A 26,716-nucleotide genomic window follows, 5' to 3' on the forward strand; every position below is an offset into this window, starting at 1 on the left:
GGACGCAACCACTTCCGATGGTCGATCCGGGACCGAGCCCCAAGGGCGAGGACCCGAGTCGAGACCCGGTGAGACGAGAATGTCCCCAACCACCTCCGAGATGCTCACCTCCCCAGATCGGCCGGCGGAGGTTTCGACACGCCTCGTCGCTACGCTCCTCCTGGAATCAGCGGTACACCATGCCACCATCGATCAGGATCGCCTGTCCGGTCACGTAATCGGAGTCGGGTCCGGACAGATACGACACCAGCGAGGCGACGTCGTCGGGGGTCTCGGCGCGGCCGAGGGCGATCCCGCCGACGAACTTGTCGTAGGTCTCACCCTCGGCGGCACCGGTCAGCTCGGCGAAACGCTTGTCGATGGTCACCCACATGTCGGTGCCCACCACCCCCGGACAGTAGGCATTGACGGTGATCCCGTGTGCCGCATACTCCTTGGCCGCAGCCTGGGTGAGTGCCCGGACCGCGAACTTGGTGGCGCAGTAGACGCCGAGCATCGCGAAGCCGTCGTGGCCGGCGATCGAGGACGCGTTGATGATCTTGCCCTTGCATCCAAGCGCCCGGAACTTGGCGGCCGCGGCCTGGATACCCCAGAGGACGCCGTCGACGTTGATCCGCCAGATCTTGTCGACGTCGGCCGGTGTCACGTCGTCGATCGGGGCGACCTGTGCGATACCGGCGTTGTTGACCATCACGTCGAAACCACCGAGCTGCTCGGCCGCGGAATCGACCGCCGCGAACACCTGGTCGCGGTCGCTCACATCGGCGACGATTCCCACTGCCTTGGAACCGATCTCGTGGATCTCGTCGACGACCGACGCGATGGTCGATTCGTTGATGTCGACCACCGCGATGTCATGTCCGTCGCGTGCCAGGCGCAGCGCGATCCCGCGTCCGATTCCCTGACCGCCTCCGGTGACGAGTGCGACGCTCATGCCCGCACCGCCGATCGAATCGCTTGCCCGGCAGTGTCGTAAGTGATTGCGTCCATGACGTTGTGACTCCTGTTCTCGTCGGCAGGTACCGATGTGCAGCAATCGTTGTGACCCGGAGCACAGAAGCCAAGGGTTGCGGGAGGTTGCAGCCGCCGGCGCGTACCGGCGCCGTCGCCGGTTGCAACCCTTCGCAACCCTGACACCCGCGGTGTGAGTCAGCTCATAGTGAGCGCGCATCATCGACTGCGATCCCCCGAGGAGTCCCGCCATGGCCGCAACCACCGGTATCGAACCGCCCGACGAAACGCAGGTGGCACCGCCATCGGCGGCAACCACCACCGCCGACAGCCGTTGGGTGGCGTTCGGCCTGGCCAATATCGCCATCGTGGTGGCCCTGTCGCTGGCCACCTGGTATCTGCTGGCGGACCCCACGACCAGCCCGTGGAACTTCTATCCACTGCCGTTCAACGCCGCGTTGTTCTGGGCCATCCTGTTCATCGTCTTCATCGGCTTCAACGCCGAGTTCCACGGCTTCGACCGGTGGGGGCAACCGGCTCGCGGCCTGGCGATCCTCGCCTGCACCGCGGTGTTCGCCGTGGTGGTGACCTGGCTGCTCGGCAGCGGGCTGGGCGCGATCTTCCCCGACTTCGCCGGCTCCCGAGAAGGTGGCCTCGGCTACTTCACCGGGGCGCTGTTCGTCCTGTTCGGGTTCGGCACCTGGGTGATGGTGGTCCTCAACTGGCAGCACTGGCCGTGGACCGCGCTCGGGATGAAGCAACCCCTGATCGGGCTGTGCGAGATCGCCTTTGTCGCGGTCCCGACACTGGCCCTGTACGTCGTCCTCGGGTTGCCCGCGGTGTCGTCGTCGATCGCCGATCCACCGATGTCGGTGGACACCGTACTCGGCTGGTTCTACTCGATCGTGGTGTCGGTGATCCTGACCGGTCAGACGCTGGACAACTGGCCGTGGAAGCTGTTCGGCGGCGGTGGCCGGACCGCGCTGGCCGCCACCATCGGCAACGTCGTCGTCGGCACCGGCATCTACTTCATCATGGTGCCGCTGGCCGAGTTCCTGGTCGGTCCCACCGCCACCACCGAGCTGGGCAGCGTCCTCCATCAGTTCCCGGCGCAGATCGGGGTCTGCTGGGCGTTCTGGATGATCTTCTGGGCCAACGGTTTCGGCAACCGTTTCGCCCCGCCGATCCGAGCGGTCCTGACCTTCGCCCTCGCAATCGGAACGTTCCTGCTGTACTACCGCTTCGCCGCCCAACACGTACTACACGAACCGGCGGTCGCCGACGGCCTGTACGGCAACGCCCTCGGATTCATCGACTGGCTGGTGTTGTGGACGCTGATCTACGTGGTGGGCTTCGGCTCGATCGGATTGAGCCGGCTGAGGTGAGCCCAGGTGGGGTCGCCCGGTGAGTGGTCACACCGTCGGGCCCCCACTCACCGGCCGCTCCGACATCCCGTTTGCCGGCTCGGCGGGGCCGAACAGCCGACGAGATCTATCGACCTGCCTCGGCCGACCTGACCGGGGCACGGTACGGCTTCGCGTCACCGGCGGTGTGCTGCACCCGATGCGCAACGCTGGGATGGATCAGATCGTCGTGCCGCACCTCGCGGTCGCGCCATCCCCGGGCCAGACGCCAGACGGCGTTGTTGCCGACGATCGGGCCGAGCACCCGGTCGTCGGGCAACGGGGTGCCGAAGCCGATGTCGAGGTTGCGCCGATATGCCTTGCGGTTGATGCGGATTCCGGCGGCATGTGCCTCGTCGACCATCCACGACAGCGCGACGTCGGGCAGTCGGCTGTCCGGGCGGCAGGAGCCGCCGATGTCGCCGTGAACCCCGGCGAACCACATCTCCTGGACGTCGCGCCGGTCGAGTTTCTCACCGGCGAAGCGGTATTCGGCAAAGGGGCGTCGGCGTTCGTCGAGTGCCAGTGCGTGCCGGGCGGTCTCGACGTTGTCGATGTTGGCGGTGAACGGCCACCGCGCGATCTCGACGCGGGCCCGGAGGTTGAGCCAGCCGACCGACTTCACGGTGTCCCACACACCCAGGAAGCGGACCTGTTTGGTACGGCGGAACGGCACCGGGAAGTCCGGATTGCCGAACTTGGTGCGGAAGTCGTTCCGGAGACGCCAGTACTCCTGCACAGCCGCGGGTTTCGGCTCGTCGGGAGCCGCCGGGACGTCCTCCGGACCGCGTGTGGTGTACAGCTTCAGGGCGTAGGGGACGAGGTTGAGTGCGTCCGGGTGGAGGAGTCCGACGGTGCGCAGCATTCCGGTCAGGGCACGGGCCGTGTAGGCGCCGCGGGAGAACCCGAAGACGTAGATCTGATCACCGGGCCGGTACCGGGTGCACAACCACCCGTACGCCTCCTCGATGTTGTCGCGGATACCGTATCCGGCTACCATGCCACCGAATCGGGTTGCGGCCCGCCCGATCTGGGTGACCGCGGCCCGCGACCCCATCGTCCCCACCCCCGGGTCGTAGTAGACCAGCTGTGTGTCGTCTTTGACGCACACGTCGAACAGGCGCGCCACGTTGGTGAATCCGGTCTCGGGCTCGTTGGTGGTGCCGTCGAGACAGATCACCAGATTGCGCGGCTCCACCGCAGCCCGCGGGTCGGACGCGGCGCGCTCGGTCATCGGTCCCCCAACCTGGTCGGTGCGGCGGCACGCTGACCGCCGATGCTGGGTCGACGATAGCGAACGGTGCACGATTCGGGTACGCCCGCACTCCGGGGCGAGTATGCGACGGCGCCTACCGCAATCGCACTGTCAACCGATGCGCCTGCTCGAGCAGGAGTTGTCCCAGTTCGATCCGACGATCCGGCCTGAACCGGGTCTCCACCCCGGTCAGGCTCAGCGCCCACGTCGGCCGGTCGCGTCCGTCGAAGACCGCCGCGCCCATGCCCCAACTGCCCTCGACGAGCAATGCCGGGTTGGTGGCGTACCCGGTCTCACGCGTCTGTGCGATGCGCTCCCGGATTCCGTCGCCGGAGTGCTCGGGACCCCAGCGACCCTCGAGCGACACACGGTCGAGGTACTCGTCGATCTCCCGATCGGGCAGATGGCCGAGGATGACCAGCCCGGCCGAGGCCACACCCAGCGGCAGACGGAGCCCGACGTGCAGGACATGGGAGCGCAGCGGAAAGCTGCCCTCCTGGGAGTGGATGCACACGGTCTCGTCCCCCCGGCGGGCCGAGAGGAAGGCGCTCTCCCCCGATTCCCGCGCCAGGTGGTCGACGATGTCGCGGGCGTGGTCGACGATGTCATAGCGTGCGGCGGCACCCGCACCGAGCAGGTACAGCTCCGGCCCCAGCGTCCAGCGCCCCGAGCGGGCATCCCGGTCCACCCAGCCCTCGTCGGCCATCGTCGTCAGCAACCGGTGCACCGTGGGCCGGGCGAGATCCACCGTCCGCGCGATCTCCGTGGTGGACGCACCGGCCGATGCCCGGGCGCTCACCGCGCGCAGGACCGCGGCGGCGCGTTCGATGACACCGGTTGCCGGCGAGGTCTCCATGGTTCGAGGTTAGTTCACTGAGTGAACGCATATAAGGGGTTCGATCATTCTCCGAGCAGCTTGTCTGGGAGCCCCTCAAAGGCTTCCACCAGCATCGTTCTGTCGTGCAGACTCGGTCTCACTCCAACGGACACACACTGGATGCGTCCGTTCAATGAACGAGTATCAGGCGGTGAGAACATGTCGAAGGTCTTCTCCTCTGCGGCCGAGGCCGTGGCCGACATCGGTAGCGGGGCGACGTTGGCCGTCGGTGGATTCGGATTGTGCGGGATTCCCGATGCGCTGATCGAGGCGATCGCCGCGACCGCGTCCACCGGCCTCGAGGTCTTCTCGAACAACTGCGGCGTCGACGACCACGGTCTCGGCATCCTGCTCTCGCAGGGCCGGATCCGTCGGGTCACGGCGTCGTATGTGGGCGAGAACAAGGAGTTCGCGCGGCAGTATCTGTCGGGTGAGCTCGAGGTGGAGCTGACCCCACAGGGGACGCTCGCCGAGCGGCTCCGTGCCGGTGGCGTCGGTATCCCGGCGTTCTACACACCGGCCGGGGTCTCCACTCCCGTCGCCGACGGCGGCATCCCGTGGAAGTACTCGACGGACGGGTCGACGGTGGAGATCGCGTCGCCGCCGAAGGAGACCCGCGAGTTCAACGGCCGCACCTATGTCCTGGAAGAGGGCATCCGCGCCGACTTCGCGCTGGTGCACGCCAAGCTCGGCGACACCGCGGGCAATCTGGTGTTCGAGAAGTCGGCGATGAACTTCAACCCGCTGGCCGCCATGGCGGGCACGATCACGATCGCGCAGGTCGAGAACCTCGTCGAACCGGGCGAGATCGATCCCGGCGCGGTGCACCTGCCGGGCATCTTCGTCCAGCGGATCGTGCACACCGGACCGCAGGACAAGCGCATCGAGAAGCTCACCGTCAGCGACGCCGAAGGAGCCCGCCAGTGACCGCCACGACCCCCGTCACCGCCCAGGTGGGCTGGACCCGCAACCAGATGGCGGCCCGCGCCGCCGCGGAGATGGTGGACGGCCAGTACGTGAACCTCGGGATCGGGCTGCCGACGCTGATCCCCGATCATCTCTCCGCCGGCGTACACGTCACCCTGCACTCGGAGAACGGCATCCTCGGCACCGGCGCATACCCGTCGGTCGACGATGTCGACGCCGACCTGATCAATGCCGGTAAGGAGACCGTCACCGTCAATCCCGGTGCCGCGTTCTTCGATTCGGCGACGTCGTTCGGCATGATCCGCGGCGGCCACATCGGCACCGCCGTTCTCGGCGGCATGCAGGTATCGGGGCGGGGCGACCTGGCGAACTGGATGGTCCCCGGCAAGATGGTCAAGGGGATGGGCGGCGCCATGGACCTGGTCCACGGGGCCGACCGCGTGATCGTGCTGATGGAACACACCGATCGCGCGGGCAACCCCAAACTCGTCGAGACCTGCACCCTGCCGCTCACCGGCGCCGGTGTGGTGGACCGGGTGATCACCAACCTCGCCGTGCTCGACGTGGTCGGCGACGGAACGCTCGCCCTTCGCGAGTTGGCCCCGGGTGTCTCGCGAGGGGATGTCCTCGCGGCCACCGACGCCCGGATCACCACCGAATAGGTGGGCATCGCGCGCCGGTTCCCGACTGCGGCGGCTCACGGGAACCGGCGTGCGATGGTCTGAGCACCTCGACGCGCGACGCACAACGGCCCGGCGAACGGGCAGTTCCCGGCCGCAGTCACACACCGCAGACCGGCGCAGACCACGTATCGTTCGACGCGAACACACCCATCGACTCCGAGGAGGTTCGCGTGGCCGGAGGTCTCGTCGCCCTGTTGGACGACGTCGCTGCGATCACCAAAGCCGCGGCCGCGAGCATCGACGACATCGGCGCTGCGGCCGGCAAGGCCAGTATCAAGGCGACCGGGGTCGTCGTCGACGATGCGGCCGTGACCCCTCGCTACGTGCACGGGTTCACCCCGGACCGCGAGTTGCCGATCATCTGGAAGATCTCTCTCGGATCGATCCGCAACAAACTGCTGATCATCCTCCCGGTGGCGCTGCTGCTCAGTCAGTTCCTGCCCGGAGCCCTCCCCTATCTGCTGATCGCCGGTGGTCTGTACCTCTCCTATGAGGGCGCCGAGAAGGTCTACGAGGCCGTCACCGGACATCACGAGGAGGCCGAGGACACCGGCGAACGCGGTCCCGAATTCGAGAAGTCGATGGTCAGCGGCGCCATCCGGACCGACCTGATCCTCTCGGCCGAGATCATGATCATCTCGCTCGCCTCGGTCGAGGACGAGCCGTTCTTCATACGCCTGGGTGTCCTCGTCGTCGTGGCCTTCGTCATCACCGCACTCGTCTACGGCGTGGTGGCGGTGATCGTCAAGATGGACGATGTGGGACTGGCTCTCGCCGAACGGGATTCGGCGTTCAGTCAAACCGTGGGACGTGGCCTGGTCCGCGCGATGCCCAAGGTGATGTCGACGCTGACCGTCGTCGGTATCGCCGCCATGCTGTGGGTCGGTGGCCACATCCTGCTGGCCAACCTGGGCGAGGCCGGATTCCATTGGCCCGCCGACCATCTGCATGACCTCGAGCACTGGTTCGGTGAACTCGTCCACGGCTGGTTCGGGGGCGTCCTGTCGTGGACGGCGGGCACCGTCGTCTCGGCGGTGGTCGGCCTGATCGTCGGCGCGATCGTGGTGCTGATCATGCACTTCATCCCGAAGCGCAAGAAGTCCGACGCCGCCGCGCACTGACGTCATGTTCCTGGGTATCGCGGCCGCCGTCCTCGCCGCCCTGGGCTATGGGGCCGCATCGGTCCTGCAGGCGCGCGGAGCGCAGCGCGTCTGCAGTGAAACCGTCGGCCCGGCAAGCGGTTCGGCTCCCACCCTGCGGTCGACCGTCGCCGCGGTACTGACCGTCTCCTACCTCGCCGGACTGCTTCTCGACGGTGTGGGCTTCCTGGGCAACATGGTGGCGGCGCGTCTGCTCCCGCTGTTTCTCGCCCAACCGATCGTGAGTGCCAATCTCGTCGTGACCGTGGTGCTCGCGGTGCTGTTCCTACACGCCCGACTTGCGATGCGCGACTGGGTCGCGATCGGCGTGGTGGTCGCGGCCCTCGTGGTGCTCGGCGTGGCCGCAGGAGATGAGGGGCATGTCGACGACCGGTGGATGCACTGGGCGGTCCTCGGCGTCGGACTGGGCCTGCTGGTGATCGGCGCACTCGTGCTGGTGCGCCTGCGGTCACGGGTCGCCGTCCTGGCCGGACTGACCGGTGGCGTGCTGTTCGGGGTGCTCGCCGTCGCCGTGCGCATCGTCGGCGGACTCGACCCGTTCGACGTCGGCACGCTGATCGGCGATCCGGCGTTCTGGGCCATCCTGGTGTGCGGACCGGGCGGCTTCTACATGTTCACCGTGGCCCTGCAGACCGGGTCGGTGAGTGCGGCGTCGGCGTCGCTCGTCGTGGGTGAGACCGTGATCCCCGGCGTCGTGGGAATCGCGCTGCTCGGCGACACCACCCGCGCCGGATGGCAGATCCCGGCGGCCATCGCGTTCGTCGCCGCGGTGGTGGGCGCGGTGGTCGTGGCGATGTCGCCGGTGGTGGAAGAGGTGGAAGGGGCCGGATAGTGCTCGGCCCCGACGACGCCGCTGATCGCATGAAACCCCCATCCGACCACTCCTCGCGTCTACGCTGCTCGATGTGGCAATGGGGTTCAGGGTCGGGGTTCCGGGTATGCGGGTCCGCGTGTCGACCCGAGGGGTACGGACATCGGTGGGTCCGCGTGCAGCGCGGATACACGTCGGCGGCGGACGTACCACCCTGTCGACCGGACTGGGCCCGTTCTTTGCCTCCACCGCACTGCTTCCGGCGTCCGGGCGGCGGCGGACGACGGTCCGCCGGACGTCGCGGTCGACGGGTCCGTCGCCCTCGCAGTTGGCTGCCGCACAACGCGCCGCCGAGCGCGCCCAGCGGGAGAGTGACCGTGATGCCGCCATTCGCGAACTGACCCGGATGCGGGTCGATTCCACGACGGCACACCTGGAACCATTCCGGCAGTCTGTTCATCCGGTTCTGCCCCCACCACCGCCGATAGGGTTCGCCGTGGCACAGGCTCAGGCCCAGGCGCACTTCACCGCCGGTGTCAGCCAACTCGCCCGGACCGCACGAGCGCAGGCACGTGACCGCGCACGCGAAGCCGCCCAGGACTACCTCGCCGCAGAGACCCAGCGACGCGAGGCCATCCACCAGTCCCTGCAGTCAGCGGCGGGACAATGGTGGGAGGCCTTGTGCCACAACGATGAATCGACGGTGTGTGAAGCGGTCAACATCGCGTTCGCAGACAATCCGGCCGCCGGGTGCGCTGTCGGCGTCCAGGGGACCACATTGTCGATCCTCATGCGGCTCCCGGATCTCGACACCCTGCCGACGCAGATGCCTGCCACGTCACCGGCGGGTCGCCCCACGCTGAAGGCGATGCCGAAACGGGACCGCATGCGCTGGTGGCTGCACATCTTGGCGTCGAATCTGGCTGCCGCAGTGCTCGAAGCGCTCGCGACGGCACCCTCCATCGATGCGGTCTCGGCCGCGGTGGTCACCCGGATGCCCGACACGCAACGCCTTGGAGTGGTCGCCTACGGCACCTGGTCGAGATCGGCGATGGCGGCTCGCCCGTGGCGGACCGCCGAGGACGCCTGGCGCATCCTCGATATCGGTTCGGACGTCCGATGCAGTATCCGGGCAACCGCATCGGGCAACATCTCCAGTGTCGTCCGGCCACTCGACCTCACCGACATACCGGCGCTCGCAGCCCTGGTGGCCGACTGCGTGGACGAGCCGGACTCGGTCCTCGGGCGGATCGATGCCGAGCTCAGCGGTACCTCGGAACAACTCGGAGGTCTGTCCGACGCCGATCCCTATGCGCCCTTCGGATTTGCCGAATGGCTGGCAGCTCGAACAGCCCCGCACAACGCTCCGTCGGCACCGCCTGCGCCCTCCGCGCAGACGCCGCCTTGCCAATCGCTGCGTAGTGGGGAGAGTATCGACCTCCCCGAGGACGCACAGTTCGAGCTTCACGTGGAGTTTCGATCCGGCGGCGCCGACGCGGATCTGTCTCTCCTTCTCGTCGACGAGTTCGACAGTGTCGCAACCGATGACGACTTCGTCTTCTACAACAACCCCAGCGCTGCCGACGGCGCCGCACGCCTTCTGGGCAAGTTCGTGGGCGACACCACCGCAGAGTCCGCCGTGATCCATCCTCGCGCACTTCGACCGTCGGTACGCAAGGTGGTGGTCAGCGCGAACATGGATATCGCAGCGGGACTGACGTTCTCCGCTCTGACCCAAGCGGCGGTCACCATGCGAAGCCGCACCGGAGCATGGAGCTTCGTCCCACGCCTCGAACCGTCGGTCCGGGCGGTGGTATTGCTCGAGATCTACCAACTCACGCATCCGGATGGGTCCACACGATGGAAGATGCGTGCCGTCGGGCAGGGGTGGGACGACGGACTGGCGGCACTGGCACGGGCATATCAGGTGGATATCGACGAGTGACCGTCGTGTGCCAGGCTCATGGGGTGAGCGACTTCGATCAGATCCCCGGCGTCAGCATCGGAATCCACCAGGGCCTCGAGGCGATCATCGTCGAGACCCCCCAGGCCCGGGCGGCCGTCTCCCTGTTCGGCGGGCATGTGTTGTCGTTCGTCCCCACCGGCGCGGTGGACGTGTTCTGGGTGTCGCCGCTCGTCAAGGCGCCACCCACCCCGATCCGGGGTGGTACCCCGGTCTGCTGGCCGTATTTCGGCAAGGAGGGGCAGACCGGCGATGTGCCGTCACACGGTTATGCGCGGACCGCCAGGTGGACGGTGACGGGCGGCGGAGTTCTCGACGGCGGAGACGTGGAGGTGCATCTGGCACCCGTGGGCCTCGGCCATCTGGACCTCCGGCTCCGGATGACCCTGCGCATCGGGGCATCGCTCGAACAGACGCTGTCCACCACCAATCCGGGGACCCGGCCGGTCCGCCTCACCGAGGCGTTGCACAACTACTTCCGCGTCTCCGACGCCACCGCAGTCCACGTGGACGGGCTCGCCGGTCTGACCTACCTGGACAAGTTCGACGACATGGCTGCCCACGAGCAGGACTGCGACTGGCGGCTCCCGGCCGATCCCGCCCGCAGCGACCGGATCTATCCCGGTGCCGGCGGACGGTATCTCCTCGTCGATCCCGGGCTCGGACGTCGGATCGAGATCGTCACGCAGGGGGCGCGGTCGGCGGTGGTGTGGAATCCGGGCGAGGCGGTGGCCTCGGGGATGGCCGACGTCGGCCTGCATTGGCGCGGGTTCGTGTGTGTCGAGGCCGCGAATGCGGGACCGGACGTGGTCGAGGTACCCGGCCAGACCACCCACTCGATGAGTCAGACCATCACGGTTTCATCACTCGACTGACTTCTCCACCTGCATCTCGCCATCTCCATCACCAAAAACCCACCCACCTTTGTGTAACCCAGGTCACAATAAGGTGTGGATGGCCGGTGCCACGGCGGCACCGGCCCATGAGACGCGGGGTGATGCGCATGACCGATCCGGTGTTGGTCCTGACCAAGGCCCGTACGCCGAGTGAGATGCGTGCGGTGACCGACTGGGCGTCGTCGACCTATCCCGACGCCGAGGTCCACCAGTTGGCCGATGTCGACTACGACGCGCTGCCCCCGCAGGCGCTGCTCGTCCCCGTCCGTCCGGTCTGGCTCCCGGCCGTCCGGCAGGGCGGCGAGCGGCGGGTCTCACTCGGTGACGTGCTGGTGCTGTCCAATCCGCGGCGGCCCGCCCGGCTCATGCAGCCGCTGATCCAGAGCAGGCGCCCGGACAGCCTGCGGGTGGCCGCCGGCGCACCCGCGACCATCGCCGAACTTCGGTCCCGCTACTCGCGCAGCCAGGCCGAGGGCGAACCGTTCGGCGAGTTCGTCTCCGTGCAGGCCTCGTTGTCGGCGGAGCGGGCCGAACGCCAGATCGTGGGCGACCGATACAAGGTCCCGCGGCTCGTCGCCGAGCAGATCAGCAGCTCGGCCCGGTTCCAGTCGGGTGCGGCCGCACTCGCGGCGACACTCGGCAGACAGACCGATGCGGTGATGGCCGAGGCCACCGACAAGCTGTCGACCTTCGTCGCCACGCAGAGCCGGCTGATGGACGACGTCTTCTCCGCGACCTTCAACCGGCTGCACGAGCGCGCGTGGAATGTGTCGGTCGACGTCGACCATCTCAACGAACTGCGCACCCTGAACAAGTCCACCGGCCTGATCTTCTTGCCGTCGCACCGCTCCTACGTCGATCCGCTGGTGTTGGCGAAGGTGCTGCGCAACAACGACTTCCCCCCGAATCTGGTCCTCGGCGGCAACAACCTGGCCTTCTGGCCGGTCGGACCGGTCGCCCGCCGGGCCGGAATGATCTTCATCCGCCGCAAGTTCGGTGCCGACCCGGTCTACAAGTTCGCGATGCGTTCCTATCTCGCCTACATCGTCGAGAAGCGCTTCAACCTCGAGTGGTACATCGAGGGTGGCCGCAGCCGGACCGGAAAGCTGCGCCAGCCCAAGCTGGGCCTGCTCACCTACGTCGTCGATGCGGTCGGCCAGCTCGACGACGCCGACGTGACGATCGTCCCCACGTCGATCGTCTACGACCAGCTCCACGAGATCGGGGCGATGGCCGCCGAGGACGCCGGTGGCACCAAGAAGCCCGAGGGTGTCGCCTGGTTGCTGCGGTATGCCAAGGCGCAGCGGCACTACCTCGGCGAGGCGCGGGTGCGTTTCGGTGCGCCGATCTCGCTCCGCGCGGCCCTCGCCGACGCCGGTGACGGACCCGCCCGGCTCGACAAGGTCGCCTTCCGCGTGATGGACGAGATCAACTCGGCTACACCGATCACGGCGACGTCGCTGGTGGGATTCGCATTGCTCGGCGCCCAGGACCGGGCGTACACACTCCCCGAGATCGAGGCGATCCTGTCCCCACTGCTCACCTACATCGCCCGCCGCGACCTGCCCGGACCGGATCCGACACTGTGTCGCGGTGTCGGACTGACCCAGACGCTGCGGGTGCTGGCCGGCAACGGCGTGGTGAGTTGTTTCGAGGGTGGCGTCGAACCGGTGTGGTCGATCGTGCCGGAGAACCGCGCGGTGGCCGCCTACTACCGCAACGGCGCACTGCACCACTTCGTCGACCGCGCGATCGTCGAGGTCGGCATGCTGGCGGTGGCCGAGGGCGAGGTCACCCACCTCGGTGATCCCGAGTCACACGACAGTCTGCTCTCGGCCTCCCAGCAGGAGGCACTGCGCATCCGCGATCTGCTCAAGTTCGAGTTCTTCTTCCCGCCCAAGACCGAGTTCCTGCACCGGCTGGGGCAAGAACTCGACCTGCTCGCCCCCGGATGGCGCGAGGTGACCCCCACCCAGGACTGGACCTATGAGGTGCTGCACGGCCACACCGGCGCCCTGCTGGCCCGGCGCACCCTGCAACCGTTCTTCGACGCGCAGCTGGTGGTGGCGACCCGGCTGGTGCAACTGGGTTCGGCCTCCCGCGACCGCGACGACCTGGTCGCCGACTGCCTCGGCCTGGGGAAGCAGCTGTCGCTGCAGAATGTGGTGCGCAGCAAGGATTCGGTGTCCAAGGATCTCTACGAGGGCGGCTACCAGCTCGCCGACAACCGGGGCCTGATCCACGGCGAGAACACCGACGATCTGCCGCTGGCCCGGCAACAATGGCTCGATGAGGTGGAACTGATGCGTGACCGGCTGTCCCGGATCGCCTCGATCGAGGCGATCCAGCCGACCATCGGATCGGAGGTGGCACGGTGAACGCCTTCACCGACCGGATGCAGGCCATCCGCTCCGCCCCGACCGGCAAGAAGGTGGCCGCACTGTTCGACTACGACGGCACCCTCATCGAGGGTTTCTCGGCAGCCGACATCATGCGGGCACGGTTGCGCAGCATGGAGTTCGGCTTCGGCGAACTGGCCGAGTTCCTGCTGATCGGGCTGCGCGGGGTGGTCTCCGAACAGGACTATGCCGAAGTGCTCGAGGCCACCAAGCCGACCTTCGCCGGCAAGACCTATGCCGAACTGATCGACTTCGGCGATCAGCTGTTCAAACACGAGACCGCATCCAAGCTGCGGCCCCAGATGTGGCAGATCCTGCGCGCGCACCGCGAGATGGGGCACACCATCGTCATCGCGTCGTCGGCCACCAGATTCCAGATCGAGCCGATCGCCCGGGAGATCGACGCCGACTACGCTCTCGCCACCGACGTCGAGGTGGTCGACGGTGTGGTCACCGGCAACATCCTGGGCCGCCCGCTGTGGGGTCCGGGAAAGGCCGCCGCGGTCCGGGCACTGGCACGGGAGCAGGGAATCGATCTGGCCTCGTCGTTCGCCTACAGCGACGGCGACGAGGACATCCCCTACCTGGAGTCGGTGGGCAATCCGGCGGCGGTGTCGCCGCGGCGGGTGTTGCGCGCCGAGGCCGAGTCCCGGGGGTGGCCGATCATCGACCTGAAGAACCCCACCTACAACCGGGTGGGCATGCTGGCCCGCACCGGCGCCTTCTACGGGTCGTTCATCGCCTCTGCCGCAGTCGGTCTCACCACCGGGCTGATCCGGCGTGATCGGCATGCCCTGGTCGACATCCTGCCGACCGGCACCGACGTCGGGCTCTCACTCGCCGGCATCCACGTCCAGGTACTCGACGGCGGCGAGTACCTCACCTCGGCACGGCCGTGCGTCTTCTTGTTCAACCATCAGTCGAAACTCGATCTGCCGGTGATGATCAACCTCGTCCGGGCGGATGCGACCGGGGTGGCCAAGAAGGAGATCCAGCGGGTGCCCGTACTCGGGCAGATCCTCGATCAGGCGGGTCTGGTGTTCATCGACCGGGGCGACCCGTCACGCGCGATCGAACAGCTGGAACCGGCGGTCAAAGCCCTGCAAGAGGACGGGATGTCGTTGGTGGTGGCCCCGGAGGGGACCCGCTCGCCGACACCGCGGGTCGGGACGTTCAAGAAGGGGCCGTTCCACATCGCCATGCAGGCCGGGGTGCCCGTCGTCCCGGTGGTCCTGCGCAACACCGGTGAACTGATGTGGCGCGGTTCGCAGCTCATCCGTCCGGGTACCGTCGAGGTGATGGTCCTGCCGCCGGTCGACACCTCTGACTGGACCGCCGACGAGATCGCTTCCCGCGCAGAAGAAGTACGACAGATGTATGTGACGGCGCTGGCCGACTGGCCATTCGAGTCGTTTGCCGACGACTCGAACGACACCGTGGACCGGGCAACCGAGGAGGACCGTTCGTGAGTGACGAGGGCGAGATGACAGGCGGCGAGGACCGGCCCCTCGACTGGGCCAACGAACCCCACATGAGCTCCGTCGACACCATCATGTGGCGCGGCGACACCGACCGCCGGATGCGCGGCACCATCTGCATGCTGGAGATCTACGACTGCAGCCCCGACTGGGATCGGCTCGTGGCGGCCCACGAATGGGGAAGCCGGATGGCCCCCCGGTTCCGGCAACGCGTCGTCGATTCCCCACTCGGTGCCGGAACACCCAGTTGGGCAGTCGATCCCGACTTCGACCTGCACTACCATCTGCGCCGCATCAAGCTGGGCGGCGACGGCAGCATGCGCGAGCTGCTGGTGACCTGCGAGCAGCTCGCGATGACGGCCCTCGACGCCGCGCGCCCGCCGTGGGAGGGCACCCTGATCGAAGGGCTGCCCGACGGCAAGGCCGCGTACTTCCTCAAGGCCCACCACGCCCTCACCGACGGGCTCGGCGCGATCATCGGTCTGGCCCAACTGCATTCGCCCACACGAGAACACAATCCGGGTAAACCGCAGCCACCGAGCCCCGACCCGGTCAACATCGGCCCACTCGACCTCATCGGCCGCCAGATCGGTGACGAGATCGGGCGAATCCCGCACCGCGTCGACTTGGCGCTCAAAGGTGTTCGCGCCCTCACCAATCCACGGAAAGCACTGAGTTCGGCACTGCGTTACGGCCGCTCGGTGCCACGAGTCGCCGGCCTGGTGAGCCCGCCCGGCTCCCCCCTGCTCGCCCATCGCAGTCTCTCGTGGCGGTTCAGCGCCTTCGAGGTGCCGTTCACCGACCTCAAGGCGGCGGCGACGGCGGTGAACGCCTCGATCAACGACATCTACCTCGCCGGCCTGATCGGCGGATTCCGGATCTACCACGAGAAGATGGGCTCCCCGGTGGACACGATCCCGGTGGCGATCCCGATCTCGGTGCGCCGCCCCGAGGACCCGGCCGGCGGCAACCGGATCGCCGTCGGACGCCTCGCCGGTCCGGTCGGCATCGCCGATCCCTTCGAACGGGTGCTCACCATCCGCGAGCAGGTGCGGCTGGCCCGCCACGAACCGGCCGTCGACATCTTCAACACACTCGGCTCGGTGATGGCCTGGCTACCGGGAACGATGCTCATGCAGTTCAGCGGGGCCGCCAGCCAGAACGACCTGCAGGCCAGCAACGTCCCCGGAATCCCCTGGGACACCTACGTTGCCGGCGCCAAGGTGGAGCGGATGTTCCCGTTCGGACCGCTGCCCGGCTGCGCCATGATGGCCACCATGATCACCCACAACGGAACAGCCTGTCTCGGAATCAATTCCGACGGTGCCGCGGTCACCGATCTGGAACTGTTCGCCGAGTGCCTGATCGCAGGCTTCGGGGAGGTGCTCGCACTGGCCGCCGACGACGGCGTCGAACCGGGCGTGCTACGCCGGGTGGAGTGATCGGATCGCCTGTCGGTGGACTCCGTAGGAGCCGAAAGTCAATCTGACGGTCCGACTGATCCGATCGGTCTCGACTGGTGCGATGAAGACCATCAACGGCACCGAGGCCACAGCGCGGCGCAACGCGGTGTCGCCGAGGTCGAGCAGACAGGGCAGGCGATCACCATCACCGACCATCGTCGCCCGGTGTCCGTGATCAGCCCCGATCACACCACGGGTGCGTCGGTTCGGGCAGTTCCCGGGGTTGGAGGTCCCTGCGGATCTCGACGTCCCGCTGCCCGCCGACGAGCTCCGGGGTGTGGGAGGCCTGCCCATGACCGACGTCCTGCTCGACACCAACACAGTCCTGTGGTCGGTCACCGATCCGAACCCGCCTCGATCCACGGGCAATGGCCACTCTCGAGGTTCCGGCCAACACCTCGTACGTGTCTGCGGTACCGACGTGGCAGATCGCGATCGAGACCGGACTGGGTCTTGTCGATGGTGGCTGCCCGCTGGTGGGGCGTGGGGAGAGACCCCCGGGGGTGATGACGGGGTCTCTCTCGCGATCGATCGACCGACCGACGCAGCGACCTCAGACCAACCGACCGGGGACCATCTCGACCCTTTCGACCGCATGATCATCGCCATGATCATCGCCCACGCCCCCACGAGGGTTGACCATCGCGACGAGCGATCCGGTCATCCGAGCCGGAACCCTGACCCCGGTCGTCGACACACGTCGGTGACCGCCGCGGCGATGTCGGTCACCTTGTCTACCCTTGGCCCATGGACTTCCACGCATTCACCGCACTGTGGGACCGGCATCCCGCGTGGCGGCTGCTGCGTGCGCACCACTCGCCCCTCATCCTGGCCTTCCTGGGAACCTACTTCGTCGAGGACAATCGAGGCGCGAGTCCTGCCGGCGAGCTGGCCGCGGCGTTGGACGACCTGCTCTACGAGCTCAACGCGGTGCTGCCCACCGACGACGACCACGTTCGGTTCCCGAAGGAACCACGCGCATACCTCGAGGACTGGGCGGCCACCGAGGCAGGTTTTCTCCGCCGCTTCTACCCCACCGGCGACGACGAGGTCCACTACGAGGTCACCCCGGCCTTCGAGAAGGCCTACGCCTGGATCATCTCCCTGCAGGGCAGGGCGTTCGTCGGGACGGAATCGCGGTTGCACACCGTCGTCGAACTGCTTCGTCAGATCGTGCACGGAACGGAAGTCGATCCCGAGATCCGGCTGACCGAGCTCCGACGCCGTCGCGCCGAGATCGATGCCGAGATCGCCGCGGTCGAGGCCGGCGACATCACCATGCTCGACCGAGCCGGGATTCGTGACCGCTACCAGCAGCTGTCGTCGACCGCCCGCGACCTGCTCGCCGACTTCCGGGAGGTCGAGGACAACTTCCGGCTCCTCGACCGCGCCGCCCGCGAGAAGATCGCCGCCTGGGACGGCCCGAAGGGCGAGCTGCTCGCCGAACTGGTGGACGACCGCTCGGAGATCGCTTCCTCCGACCAGGGTCGCAGCTTCGGGTCGTTCTACGAGTTCCTGCTGTCGGACTCCCGTCAGTCCGAGCTCGCCGACCTACTCGCCAAGGTGTCATCGCTCGGCATCGTCGACGCCGACCCACGCATCCGCGGTATCCACCACGACTGGTCGGAGGCTGCCGACCGAACCCAGCGCACCGTGCGTCAGATCTCCGAGCAACTACGCCGGTTCCTCGACGACCAGGTCTGGCTGGAGAACCGACGCGTCCTCGACCTGGTCCGTTCGGTCGAGAGCAGTGCCCTCGAATTGCGTGGAAACACACCCGATTTCGGGCTCGAGGTGGATCAGCCCGGGATCGACATCACACTGCCATTCGAACGGCCGCTCTATCAGAAGGCCGCCACGGTGACCGTCGAGAGCCGCATCGACGATGCGACCGAGGATCTCGATGCCGAGCTGCTGTTCGCCCAGACCCACATCGACCAGGTCCGCCTGGCCGCCAACATCCGGAGCGTTCTGCCGAAGAGATCATCGGCATTGCTGTCCGACGTGGTGGACATGTACCCGATCGAGCAGGGGGCAGCCGAGATCGTCGGCTATCTCGCCCTCACCGACGATGATCTCAGCGTCGACATCGACGCGACCGACGAGACGCTGCTGGAGTATCCCGATCCCGACGACCCGACCACGACGAAGCGCGCCCGCCTCCCGAAGGTCACGGTGAGACGACGATGACCGACGAACGCGCGGTGGCGAGCGCGATCATCCGGCTGATGCAGGGGGTGACCTATCGCGAGTCCGACGAGGACACCTGGGCCACCCTCGAGCGGTCCGGCGCCGGGGTCCGCGACCACTTCGCCACCATCGGCGTCGAAGTGGTCGTCGACGACTCCGAAGGATATGCCTATCTGCGCTCACGCCCCGAAGAAGAGGGCGAGGAACCGCTTCCACGGCTGGTCCGCCGACGCGCGCTGACCTACCACGTGAGCCTGCTGCTCGTACTGCTGCGTAAACGGTTGCTGGAGTTCGAGATCAGCGGAGGCGATGGACGACTGGTGCTGTCCACCGATCAGATCGTGGAGATGCTGCGGTTGTTCCAGACCGAGTCGACCAACGAGGCCCGGCTGGTCGACCAGGCCGAGTCCACCATCAAGAAGACCGTCGAGCTGGGCTTCCTGCGCCAGCTGCGTGGGCAGACCGACCAGTGGGAGGTGCGGCGGATCATCAAGGCCTACGTGGACGCACAGACGCTGTCGGATTTCGCGGGAAAGCTGCGCGAGTACGCGGGACGGAAGGACGGCGATGACTGACGGCCTGTTTTCGACGGTCGAACTGACGGCGCCGGCCGGTGGCGCAGGATTCCGGCTACAGCACGTCGAGGTGTTGAACTGGGGTACCTTCGACCGGCAGGTGTGGCGACTGACCCCGAACACCGAGACCGCGCTGCTCACCGGGGACATCGGATCAGGCAAGTCGACGCTGGTGGACGCGGTGACCACACTGCTGATGCCCGCCCACAAGATCGCCTACAACAAGGCTGCCGGCGCCGAGGCCAAGGAGCGCACGCTCCGCTCCTACGTCGAGGGCCACTACAAGTCCGAGCGGCAGGAGTCGACCGGGCGCTCACGCGCCAAGGGTCTACGGCAGGAACGCAACACGTACTCGGTCATCCTCGGCGTGTTCACCAACCCCGGCTACGACGAGACCGTCACCCTTGCCCAGGTCTTCCAGCAACGCGACACCGCCGGACAGCCCTACCGGTTCTATGTGACCGCGACCAAGCAGCTGACCATTGCCGCCGACTTCGCCGACTTCGGTTCCCAGCTCGGTGATCTGCGGAAGCGGCTGCGGTCCGGTGGTGCGGACGTCCACGACGATTTCCCCAAGTACTCCACGTCGCTGCGGCGGCTCCTCGGCATCCGGTCCGAGCAGGCATTGGAACTGCTGCATCAGACGGTGTCGATGAAGTCCGTCGGCAATCTCAACGACTTCGTGCGCGACCACATGCTCGAACCCAGTGACGCCAGTGGCCGGGTACGCGACATCATCTCCCACTTCGACGATCTCACCAAGGCCCACGACGCGGTCAAACGCGCCCGCGAACAGCTCGAGGCCCTCGACCCCATCATCTCGACGACCCGTAGATACGACGCCGCACTGGCCGAACGGGACACCCTGGACCGACACCGTGCGGCGGTGCGTCTGTTCATCGCAGAGCATCATTCGGCGCTGCTCGCCGACGAGATCGCCGACCACACCGTCCAGGGCGAGCGGCTGCTGCGCGAACAGGACGAGGCCCGCGCCCGTCAACGCGATCTGTCCCGCGAGCGTGAGTCGCTCATCGAAGAGCGGGCGCGCGCCGGCGGCGATCGGGTCGGCGAGCTCGAACGCCTCGCTGCCGCCGCTCGTGACGACGTGGCAAAACGTCGTCACGGTCGGGAACTGTTCGATGCCACCGTCGCCGATGCGGCTTTCGATCCGGTCGGTACCGCAGAGCAGTTCGCTGCGCTCCGTGGCCTCATCGACGACGAACGCACGCGGCTGGCCGAGACCAAACGTGCGCTGGATACCGCGATCGCCGACGCCATCGGGCGCGAGAAGGATGCAGCCAGACGCGGCGACGCCATCCGCGCCGAACTCGAGGACCTGCGCAACCGCACCAGCAACCTGCCGCCCGACCAGGTGCAGATCCGGGATCAGCTGACCACCGACCTCGGTCTCACCCACGACGACCTGCCCTATGCGGGTGAGCTTCTCGATGTCGATGAGGAACACGGTGAGTGGCGTGGCGCGGCCGAACGGGTGCTGCGCGGATTCGCGTTGTCATTGCTGGTGCCGCAACAGCACTATGAGGCGGTGACCGAGTGGGTCAACAACCGCAGGCTCACCTTCCACGCCTCCGGCGGGCGCTCCGTGGGTGCCCGGCTGGTCTACGAGCGGGTGCCGGCACGGCGGATTCGGCTGCAACGTCCGGACTTCGGAGTACCCGTACTCGCGGACTGCCTCGAGGTCAGGGACGGCCCCTTCGAAGGCTATCTGCGCGACGAACTGTTCAAGCGCGCCGACCATCAGCGAACGACGACAATCGCAGAGTTCCGCGCGACGAAGCGGGCGGTCACCCGTGAGGGTCAGGTGCGTTCCGGCGGGCGCCACGAGAAGGACGACCGACACCGTGTGGACGACCCCCGCCGTTGGGTGCTCGGGTGGGCCAACGAACGCAAGATCGCCGCACTGGTCGATGATCTCGCCGATCTCGACCGTCAACGCACGGCCGCCGTGGGCGAGGTGACGATGCTGTCGGGGCAACGTGATGCGGTGCAGCGCCGCGGCGAGGCCCTCGCACGGCTGGAGGGTTTCCATTCCTGGGCCGAGCTCGACGTCGACGAGGCCCGGCACCGTGCCGATGCACACGAAGCCGAGCGGGCTCGCCTGCAATCGGGTTCCTCACGCCTGCAGGAGATCACGGCGGCGTTGGAACGCAATGCCGAACTCGCCACCGCCACGACGGCGACGATCGAAGGGCTGACCGGCAGGCTGGCGACCTCGGCCGCCGCGATGAACCGGGCCGAACAGGACAAGCGGACCGACGACGAGTTCATCGCAGCGCACACCGACACCGAACTCGACTCCGCACGTGCCTCATACGACGCCCTGACCCAACGCCTCGACGGCACCCGGCCGCTCCGGGCCGACGACTGCGCGGCGGCCGAGTCGGTGTTGTCGTCGGCACTCCACCAACGGATCGAGCGACTCACCCGCGAGCTCGGCGGCTACGGGCAGAGCCTGGCGCAGTACATGGCCGACGTGCTCCGACGATGGCCCGACCTGCGCGCGGACATGGACGCCGACGTCGATGCCCGCGCCGACTTCGTCGCATTCCGAGACCGGGTCGCCACCGACGACCTCCCGCGTTTCGAATACGAGTTCAAAGAGCAGTTGAACAAGAACGCCATCCAAGAGCTCGCCGGGTTCAACAACTGGCTCAATCGGCAGGCCGCGTCGATCGACGAGCGCATCGCGCGTATCAACGAGGCACTCGGGGCGGTGCCCTACAACCCGGGCCGATTCATCCGGCTGGAACGCGAGTCCACCACGAATCAGGATGTGGCCCAGTTCCGTGTCGACCTGCGGAGCCTGACCGACGACAGTCTCGCCGTCGACGGCGATCAGTACTCCGAACAACGCTTCCTCGATGTCAAGCGGATCATCGAACGATTCCGCGGTCGCGACGGCCACGCCGACTCCGACAAGAACTGGACTCGCCGCGTCACAGATGTCCGCAACTGGTTCGTCTTCTCCGCATCCGAGCGGGATGTGGAGACCGATGTCGAATGGGAGCACTACAGCGACTCCGACGGTAAGTCCGGCGGCCAGAAGGAGAAACTCGCCTACACGATCCTCGCGGCATCCCTTGCGTACCAGTTCGGATTGGAGTGGGGTGTGGAGAAGTCCCGCGACTTCCGGTTCGCGGTGATCGACGAGGCCTTCGGACGGGGGTCGGATGTGTCGACCCGTTACGCATTGGATCTGTTCGCCAAGCTCGGACTGCAGCTGCTGATCGTCACGCCCCTGCAGAAGGTGCACGTGATCGAACCGTACGTGAAGGCCATCGGATTCGTCGACAACCCCACGGGCACTTTCTCACGGCTGCAGACGATGACGATCGAGGAGTATCGCAGCCGCCGCGACGGGCAGCTGCGGTGAGCCGACGGTGGACCTCACCCGACGACATCGCCACCAGGGTCCGCCGCCGTTGGGACGATGGAAGCCTGTTGCGTGCGTATGCGAACGGAGATTCGTTCGAGCGCATCGAGATCCCGCTGCACGGCCCCACCGTGTCGCAGATCGGTGACGACCTCGACGCCGCCCGCACCTGGGTGACAGCCCTCGACAGGGGACGTCGTGACGACCGGTGTTACACCCTGGTCTGGCAGTCGGTCGGTGGCCGGCGCATCGGTCGCAACACCCTTCCCGCCCGTGCTGTGGTGTCGTCCTTCGACCAGGCCTGGGCGCTGCTGGGCGTGGCGGCCTCCGTCCGGGAATTCGACACGGTGGCACACCTCGCGGCCGGCCACCCGCCCGTGTACGCATGGGTGCTCCGGTATCCCCTGCGTGCGATCGACCTGCTCCCCGAGTTCTCTCGGCTGATCGCCGCCCACACATGGCTTGACACACACCGGGATTCACAACACCACCTGCGGGAGATCACCGCACCCGGGGTCGACACCAAGTTCGCCGAGCGCCATCGTGTGGTGCTGGCGGCGATGCTCGGGGTTCCGTCGACGGCAGCCGGATTCTTGTCCGGCCTCGGCCTGCGGTCCAAGCCCGACTTCATCCGGTTCCGGCCGTCGCCGTCGTTGGGGCTTCCGCCTCAACTCACCGAGATGAGTGTCCGGGCAGACGAACTCGCACAGCTGACGCTGCAGCCCCACGACGTCCTCGTGGTCGAGAACGAGATCACCTACCTGAGTGTCGAGGTACCCGACCACGGTCTCGTGCTGTGGGGCAAGGGGTTCGAGGTCGATCGGATCGGACGGCTGACCTGGCTGGCCGATGTGCAGGTTCGCTACTGGGGCGACCTCGACACCCACGGCTTCGCGATCCTCGACCGATTGCGTGCCTGGCTGCCGCACACCGAGTCGGTCCTGATGGATCGAGAAACCCTGCTCGCGCACCGTGATCGATGGGTCGGCGAGGATCGGCCGGCGACCTCGACGCTGACCCGGCTCTCCCCAGCCGAGCACGATCTCTACGCCGACCTCGTCGACGATTCACTCGGCGAGAAGGTCCGCCTCGAACAGGAACGGGTCGACTGGGCCTGGGCCCGCCGGCGCCTCACCGGGTCGTGACCGAGCCCGGGGTCGCACACCGTCGCCCGTCGCGACCGCATTGCCCCGTCACGGTGTGCCGGCGCTCGCCGGCAGCGGTCCGGTCAGATACGCCTGGATCACCGGTGCCAGGATCGCGATGAGATGGTCGCGGTCGATCGTGGTCAAGGCCTCGATGTGTCCGAGGTTGCGTGCCACCGCGACACCGAGAAGATGCGAGCCCGCCAGCGCGAAACGTAGCGGGAGTTCACCGATGTCGGCCATCGTGGGGGGCAGCTCGGCGATGATCCTGGTCGCGAACATCGCGCGCAGTACATTCGCGGTGCGTTCCGAGGTCAGCGCCGTCCGAACGATCGCACGCAGGATCGGCGCGGTCTCCTCGTCCTCCCATGCGCCGAGATAGGCCTCCGCCACCCGCTCACCGAGATGCTCCCGGTCACCGGCGAACGCGGCGACAATCCGGGAGGTGAACTCGGTGCGGTCGGCGATCGTCGCGGCGAACAGGCCGTGTTTGTCGGTGAAGAAGTGTCTGATCGTTCCGGGGTCGACGCCCGCGGCCGCGGCTATGGCCCGCATCGACGCACCGTCGTACCCGTGGGCACCGAACATCACCTTCGCCGCATCGAGGATTGCCGCCCGGTTGGCGCCGTCGCCGGCGGGACGACCGCGACCGCGACGCTCCGAAGCCGCCACGTGGTGATTCACCTGGACAACAGTACCCGGGGTACCGAAATATCTCCCCACGCGTGGAATTAATACCTCACATGTGGAACCATCAGTCGAGCCGCACCACTCTGGAGGACGCCATGGCCACCGATGACCTGGTCATCGACATCGCGGGTTTGCACAAATCGTTCGGGAAGTTCCCAGCGCTGCGCGGCCTCGACCTCCGCGTCGAACGCGGGCAGGTACACGGATTCCTCGGCCCCAACGGCGCGGGCAAGTCCACCACGATCCGTGTGCTGCTGGGTCTGCTGCGCGCCGACTCCGGACGCGTGCGACTCCTCGACGGAGATCCCTGGAGCGACGTCGTGGCCTTGCACCGCCGACTGGCCTACGTCCCGGGAGACGTGTCGTTGTGGCCGTCGATGAGCGGCGGCGAGGCCATCGACCTCCTCGGATCGATGCGCGGCGGCCTCGACGAGGCCCGGCGAGCGGATCTCATCGAACGGTTCGAACTCGACCCGACCAAGCGTGGACGCCAGTACTCCAAGGGCAACCGGCAGAAGGTCGCGATCGTCGCAGCGCTGGCCTCCGATGTGGAACTGCTGATCCTCGACGAGCCGACGTCGGGTCTGGACCCGTTGATGGAGAGCGTCTTCCAGGATGTGATCGGCGAGGCCACGGCCCGCGGGACGTCGGTCCTGCTCAGCAGCCACATCATGGCCGAGGTGGAGACCCTCGCCGACCGCCTCAGCATCATCCGCGACGGCGCCATCGTCGAGACCGGCACGCTGACCGAGTTGCGGGGACACACCCGCACCACGGTGCGTGCCGAGTTGATCACCGTCCCGGACCCCGGCCGTCTCTCGATCCTGCACGACGTCACACTCGACGGACACCGCCTGACCGCAACCGTCGACTCCGATCGGATCGGCACGGCGATGGACGCACTCACGTCGTGTGGCCTGCGATCGCTGACCGTCGAACCACCGTCACTGGAAAGTCTGTTCCTTCGCCTGTACGACGACGCCGACGAGGGCCGACGGTGATGACGACCGGACTGTTCGCCCCGGGCTCACTGGCCGGCACCACACCGCTACTGCGAACGTCCCTGCGCCACGAGGCGCGCTCCTTTGCGCCGTGGGTGGTGATCGCGACAGCACTCACCGTGTCGTCGGTGATCGCCTATCCGCTGCTGTTCCCCGACATCCACGATCGCCAGGTGTTCGCGGCCACCGTCGGCGCCAACCCGGCACTCGGGTTGATCTTCGGACCCGCCTATGATCTCTCGACCGTGGACGGCTTCAACGCCTGGCGCAGTCTGGCCCTGGGCGGATTCGCCACCGCACTCGGAGCGATCTTCATCGTCACCAAGGCCAGTCGTGGCCAGGAGGATACCGGTCAGGCAGAACTGCTCGCCGCCGGTGTACTCGGTCGACAGTCGCGTCTGCTCACCGCGTTGCTGATGGCCGTGATCGCCGCGCTCGCGGTCGGCGTGGTCTCCGGGGTGATCACCGGCCTGTGCGGTGGCGGATGGGAGGCGTCACTGCTGTTGAGCGCAGGGTTCACCATCACCGGCTGGATGTTCGTCGCCGTCGCCGCGGTGACCGCCCAGATCGGTTCCGATTCGCGGACCGCCTCCTCGATCGCAGTCACTGTGCTCGGCATCCTGTTCGTCCTCCGCGGATTCCTGTACTCGATTGATGCGCCTGCCTGGACCGCATGGATCAATCCGCTCGGTTGGATCGAAGAGACACGTCCGGCGACCGGAGATCACTGGTGGCCACTGCTCCTCGGGGTTCTGTTCGCTCTCGCCGTCGCGAGTATCGGCTTCGCCCTTCAGATCTCCCGCGACTTCGGTCAGGGACTCATCGCCCAGTCGCCGGGCCCGCCACGCGGACGGGCCCGCACTCCCCTGGGCCTGGCGATCCACCTCAACCGACCGGCGGTGATCTCATGGTCATTCGCATTCATCGGACTCGGTGTCGTGTTCGGCTACTTCACCCGGTCGGTCAACGATCTCTTCGCGGCAAATCCCACGATGGCCCAGGTGTTCGCGTCGGGCGCGGCCTCACCGGCCGATCTGGTGGCGGCATTCCTCACCACGATCTTGTCCCTGGTGAGCATCATCGCGGCTGTCGCCGGAGTGCAGATCGTCATTCGCGTCCGCGCCGAGGAACTCGCCGATCGTGCGGAGCCGGTACTCGCGACCGCGGTCAGTCGGGAGCGGTACCTCGCGGGTACCGTCGTCGTCGCCTTTGCCACGCCGATCCTGTTCCTGCTCTTGGCCGGCGTGTTCGTCGGGATCTTCGCCTCGACGGCCGGTATCGGGATCAGTTTCGGTGACGCCCTGCTCCAGGCGATCGCCACCATCCCCGCGGTCTGGACGGTGATCGCGATCGCGGTGACCGTGATCGGCGTGCGGCCCCAGGTCATGCTCGCCGCGTGGATCGGTGTCCTGGCCTCGTTCGTGCTCACCCTGTTCGGACCGAGTTTCAAACTGG

The 26,716-nt window shown here is 67.2% G+C and carries 20 protein-coding genes; 16 read left to right on the forward strand and 4 right to left on the reverse strand.

The genetic code is table 11. The features are described from left to right. Window positions 1-166: 166 nt before the first annotated feature. A complete protein-coding gene (locus GD1_RS14375) occupies window positions 167-934 on the reverse strand; it encodes an acetoin reductase (RefSeq protein ID WP_020790575.1) in 768 nt (255 codons plus the stop codon). A 268-nt stretch (window positions 935-1,202) separates the two neighbouring features. Between GD1_RS14375 and GD1_RS14380 the strand changes: the two genes are divergently transcribed. Then, window positions 1,203-2,336 (forward strand): hypothetical protein, encoded by a 1,134-nt coding sequence (locus GD1_RS14380; RefSeq protein WP_020790574.1) that lies wholly within the window; start codon window positions 1,203-1,205, stop codon window positions 2,334-2,336. A 106-nt stretch (window positions 2,337-2,442) separates the two neighbouring features. Here the strand turns inward: GD1_RS14380 and GD1_RS14385 are convergent, their stop codons facing one another. Beyond that, complete coding sequence (locus GD1_RS14385; RefSeq protein ID WP_053776576.1) at window positions 2,443-3,588, reverse strand: T6SS phospholipase effector Tle1-like catalytic domain-containing protein; 1,146 nt, start codon at window positions 3,586-3,588, stop codon at window positions 2,443-2,445. A 115-nt stretch (window positions 3,589-3,703) separates the two neighbouring features. Next, window positions 3,704-4,465 (reverse strand): IclR family transcriptional regulator, encoded by a 762-nt coding sequence (locus GD1_RS14390; RefSeq protein WP_020790573.1) that lies wholly within the window; start codon window positions 4,463-4,465, stop codon window positions 3,704-3,706. Between the two features lie 180 nt (window positions 4,466-4,645). Here GD1_RS14390 and GD1_RS14395 point away from each other — a divergent pair, with 180 nt between their 5' ends. From GD1_RS14395 to GD1_RS14460, 13 genes are all read left to right on the forward strand, one after another. Then, window positions 4,646-5,413 (forward strand): CoA transferase subunit A, encoded by a 768-nt coding sequence (locus GD1_RS14395; protein WP_053776577.1) that lies wholly within the window; start codon window positions 4,646-4,648, stop codon window positions 5,411-5,413. A gap of 47 nt (window positions 5,414-5,460) precedes the next feature. Next, a complete protein-coding gene (locus GD1_RS14400; protein WP_053776608.1) occupies window positions 5,461-6,075 on the forward strand; it encodes a 3-oxoacid CoA-transferase subunit B in 615 nt (204 codons plus the stop codon). 191 nt (window positions 6,076-6,266) lie between these two features. Next, a complete protein-coding gene (locus GD1_RS14405) occupies window positions 6,267-7,217 on the forward strand; it encodes a DUF808 domain-containing protein (protein ID WP_053776578.1) in 951 nt (316 codons plus the stop codon). Between the two features lie 4 nt (window positions 7,218-7,221). Beyond that, a complete protein-coding gene (locus GD1_RS14410) occupies window positions 7,222-8,088 on the forward strand; it encodes a DMT family protein (RefSeq protein WP_020794416.1) in 867 nt (288 codons plus the stop codon). Between the two features lie 475 nt (window positions 8,089-8,563). Next, window positions 8,564-10,012: a TerD family protein gene (locus tag GD1_RS14415; protein WP_244882733.1), complete on the forward strand. Its 1,449-nt coding sequence runs from the start codon at window positions 8,564-8,566 to the stop codon at window positions 10,010-10,012. A 23-nt stretch (window positions 10,013-10,035) separates the two neighbouring features. After that, window positions 10,036-10,905 carry a D-hexose-6-phosphate mutarotase gene (locus GD1_RS14420; protein WP_059037743.1) on the forward strand — a complete coding sequence of 290 codons (870 nt, stop codon included), beginning with the start codon at window positions 10,036-10,038 and terminating at the stop codon, window positions 10,903-10,905. 122 nt (window positions 10,906-11,027) lie between these two features. After that, entirely contained in the window at window positions 11,028-13,304 is a 2,277-nt protein-coding gene (locus tag GD1_RS14425; protein ID WP_059037759.1) for a glycerol-3-phosphate 1-O-acyltransferase, read from the forward strand. After that, entirely contained in the window at window positions 13,301-14,794 is a 1,494-nt protein-coding gene (locus GD1_RS14430) for an HAD-IB family hydrolase (protein WP_059037744.1), read from the forward strand. Before GD1_RS14425 ends, GD1_RS14430 begins: the two co-directional genes overlap by 4 nt. A 14-nt stretch (window positions 14,795-14,808) precedes the next feature. Next, window positions 14,809-16,245 (forward strand): wax ester/triacylglycerol synthase domain-containing protein, encoded by a 1,437-nt coding sequence (locus tag GD1_RS14435; RefSeq protein ID WP_202927217.1) that lies wholly within the window; start codon window positions 14,809-14,811, stop codon window positions 16,243-16,245. Window positions 16,246-17,013: 768 nt separating this feature from the next. Continuing rightward, the gene (locus tag GD1_RS14445; RefSeq protein ID WP_053776580.1) at window positions 17,014-18,456 is read left to right on the forward strand and encodes a DUF3375 domain-containing protein; all 1,443 of its coding nucleotides are present in this window, start codon (window positions 17,014-17,016) and stop codon (window positions 18,454-18,456) included. Beyond that, entirely contained in the window at window positions 18,453-19,031 is a 579-nt protein-coding gene (locus GD1_RS14450) for a DUF4194 domain-containing protein (protein WP_059037750.1), read from the forward strand. Before GD1_RS14445 ends, GD1_RS14450 begins: the two co-directional genes overlap by 4 nt. Continuing rightward, window positions 19,024-22,425 carry an ATP-binding protein gene (locus GD1_RS14455; RefSeq protein WP_059037751.1) on the forward strand — a complete coding sequence of 1,134 codons (3,402 nt, stop codon included), beginning with the start codon at window positions 19,024-19,026 and terminating at the stop codon, window positions 22,423-22,425. Before GD1_RS14450 ends, GD1_RS14455 begins: the two co-directional genes overlap by 8 nt. Beyond that, window positions 22,422-23,570 (forward strand): Wadjet anti-phage system protein JetD domain-containing protein, encoded by a 1,149-nt coding sequence (locus GD1_RS14460; RefSeq protein WP_059037752.1) that lies wholly within the window; start codon window positions 22,422-22,424, stop codon window positions 23,568-23,570. The genes GD1_RS14455 and GD1_RS14460 overlap by 4 nt, the downstream gene beginning before the upstream one ends. A gap of 48 nt (window positions 23,571-23,618) precedes the next feature. On the opposite strand, the gene GD1_RS14465 is transcribed toward GD1_RS14460, so the two are convergent. Beyond that, window positions 23,619-24,254 (reverse strand): TetR/AcrR family transcriptional regulator, encoded by a 636-nt coding sequence (locus GD1_RS14465; RefSeq protein WP_157079487.1) that lies wholly within the window; start codon window positions 24,252-24,254, stop codon window positions 23,619-23,621. 101 nt (window positions 24,255-24,355) lie between these two features. Between GD1_RS14465 and GD1_RS14470 the strand changes: the two genes are divergently transcribed. Together GD1_RS14470 and GD1_RS14475 are read left to right on the forward strand one after the other, a co-directional pair. Continuing rightward, window positions 24,356-25,261 (forward strand): ABC transporter ATP-binding protein, encoded by a 906-nt coding sequence (locus GD1_RS14470; RefSeq protein WP_059037761.1) that lies wholly within the window; start codon window positions 24,356-24,358, stop codon window positions 25,259-25,261. After that, the coding region (locus GD1_RS14475; RefSeq protein WP_059037756.1) for an ABC transporter permease at window positions 25,261-26,716 on the forward strand (1,456 nt) is incomplete at its 3' end. The genes GD1_RS14470 and GD1_RS14475, both read left to right, overlap by 1 nt.

Source organism: Gordonia desulfuricans NBRC 100010, from assembly GCF_001485495.1.
Lineage (GTDB): Bacteria > Actinomycetota > Actinomycetes > Mycobacteriales > Mycobacteriaceae > Gordonia > Gordonia desulfuricans.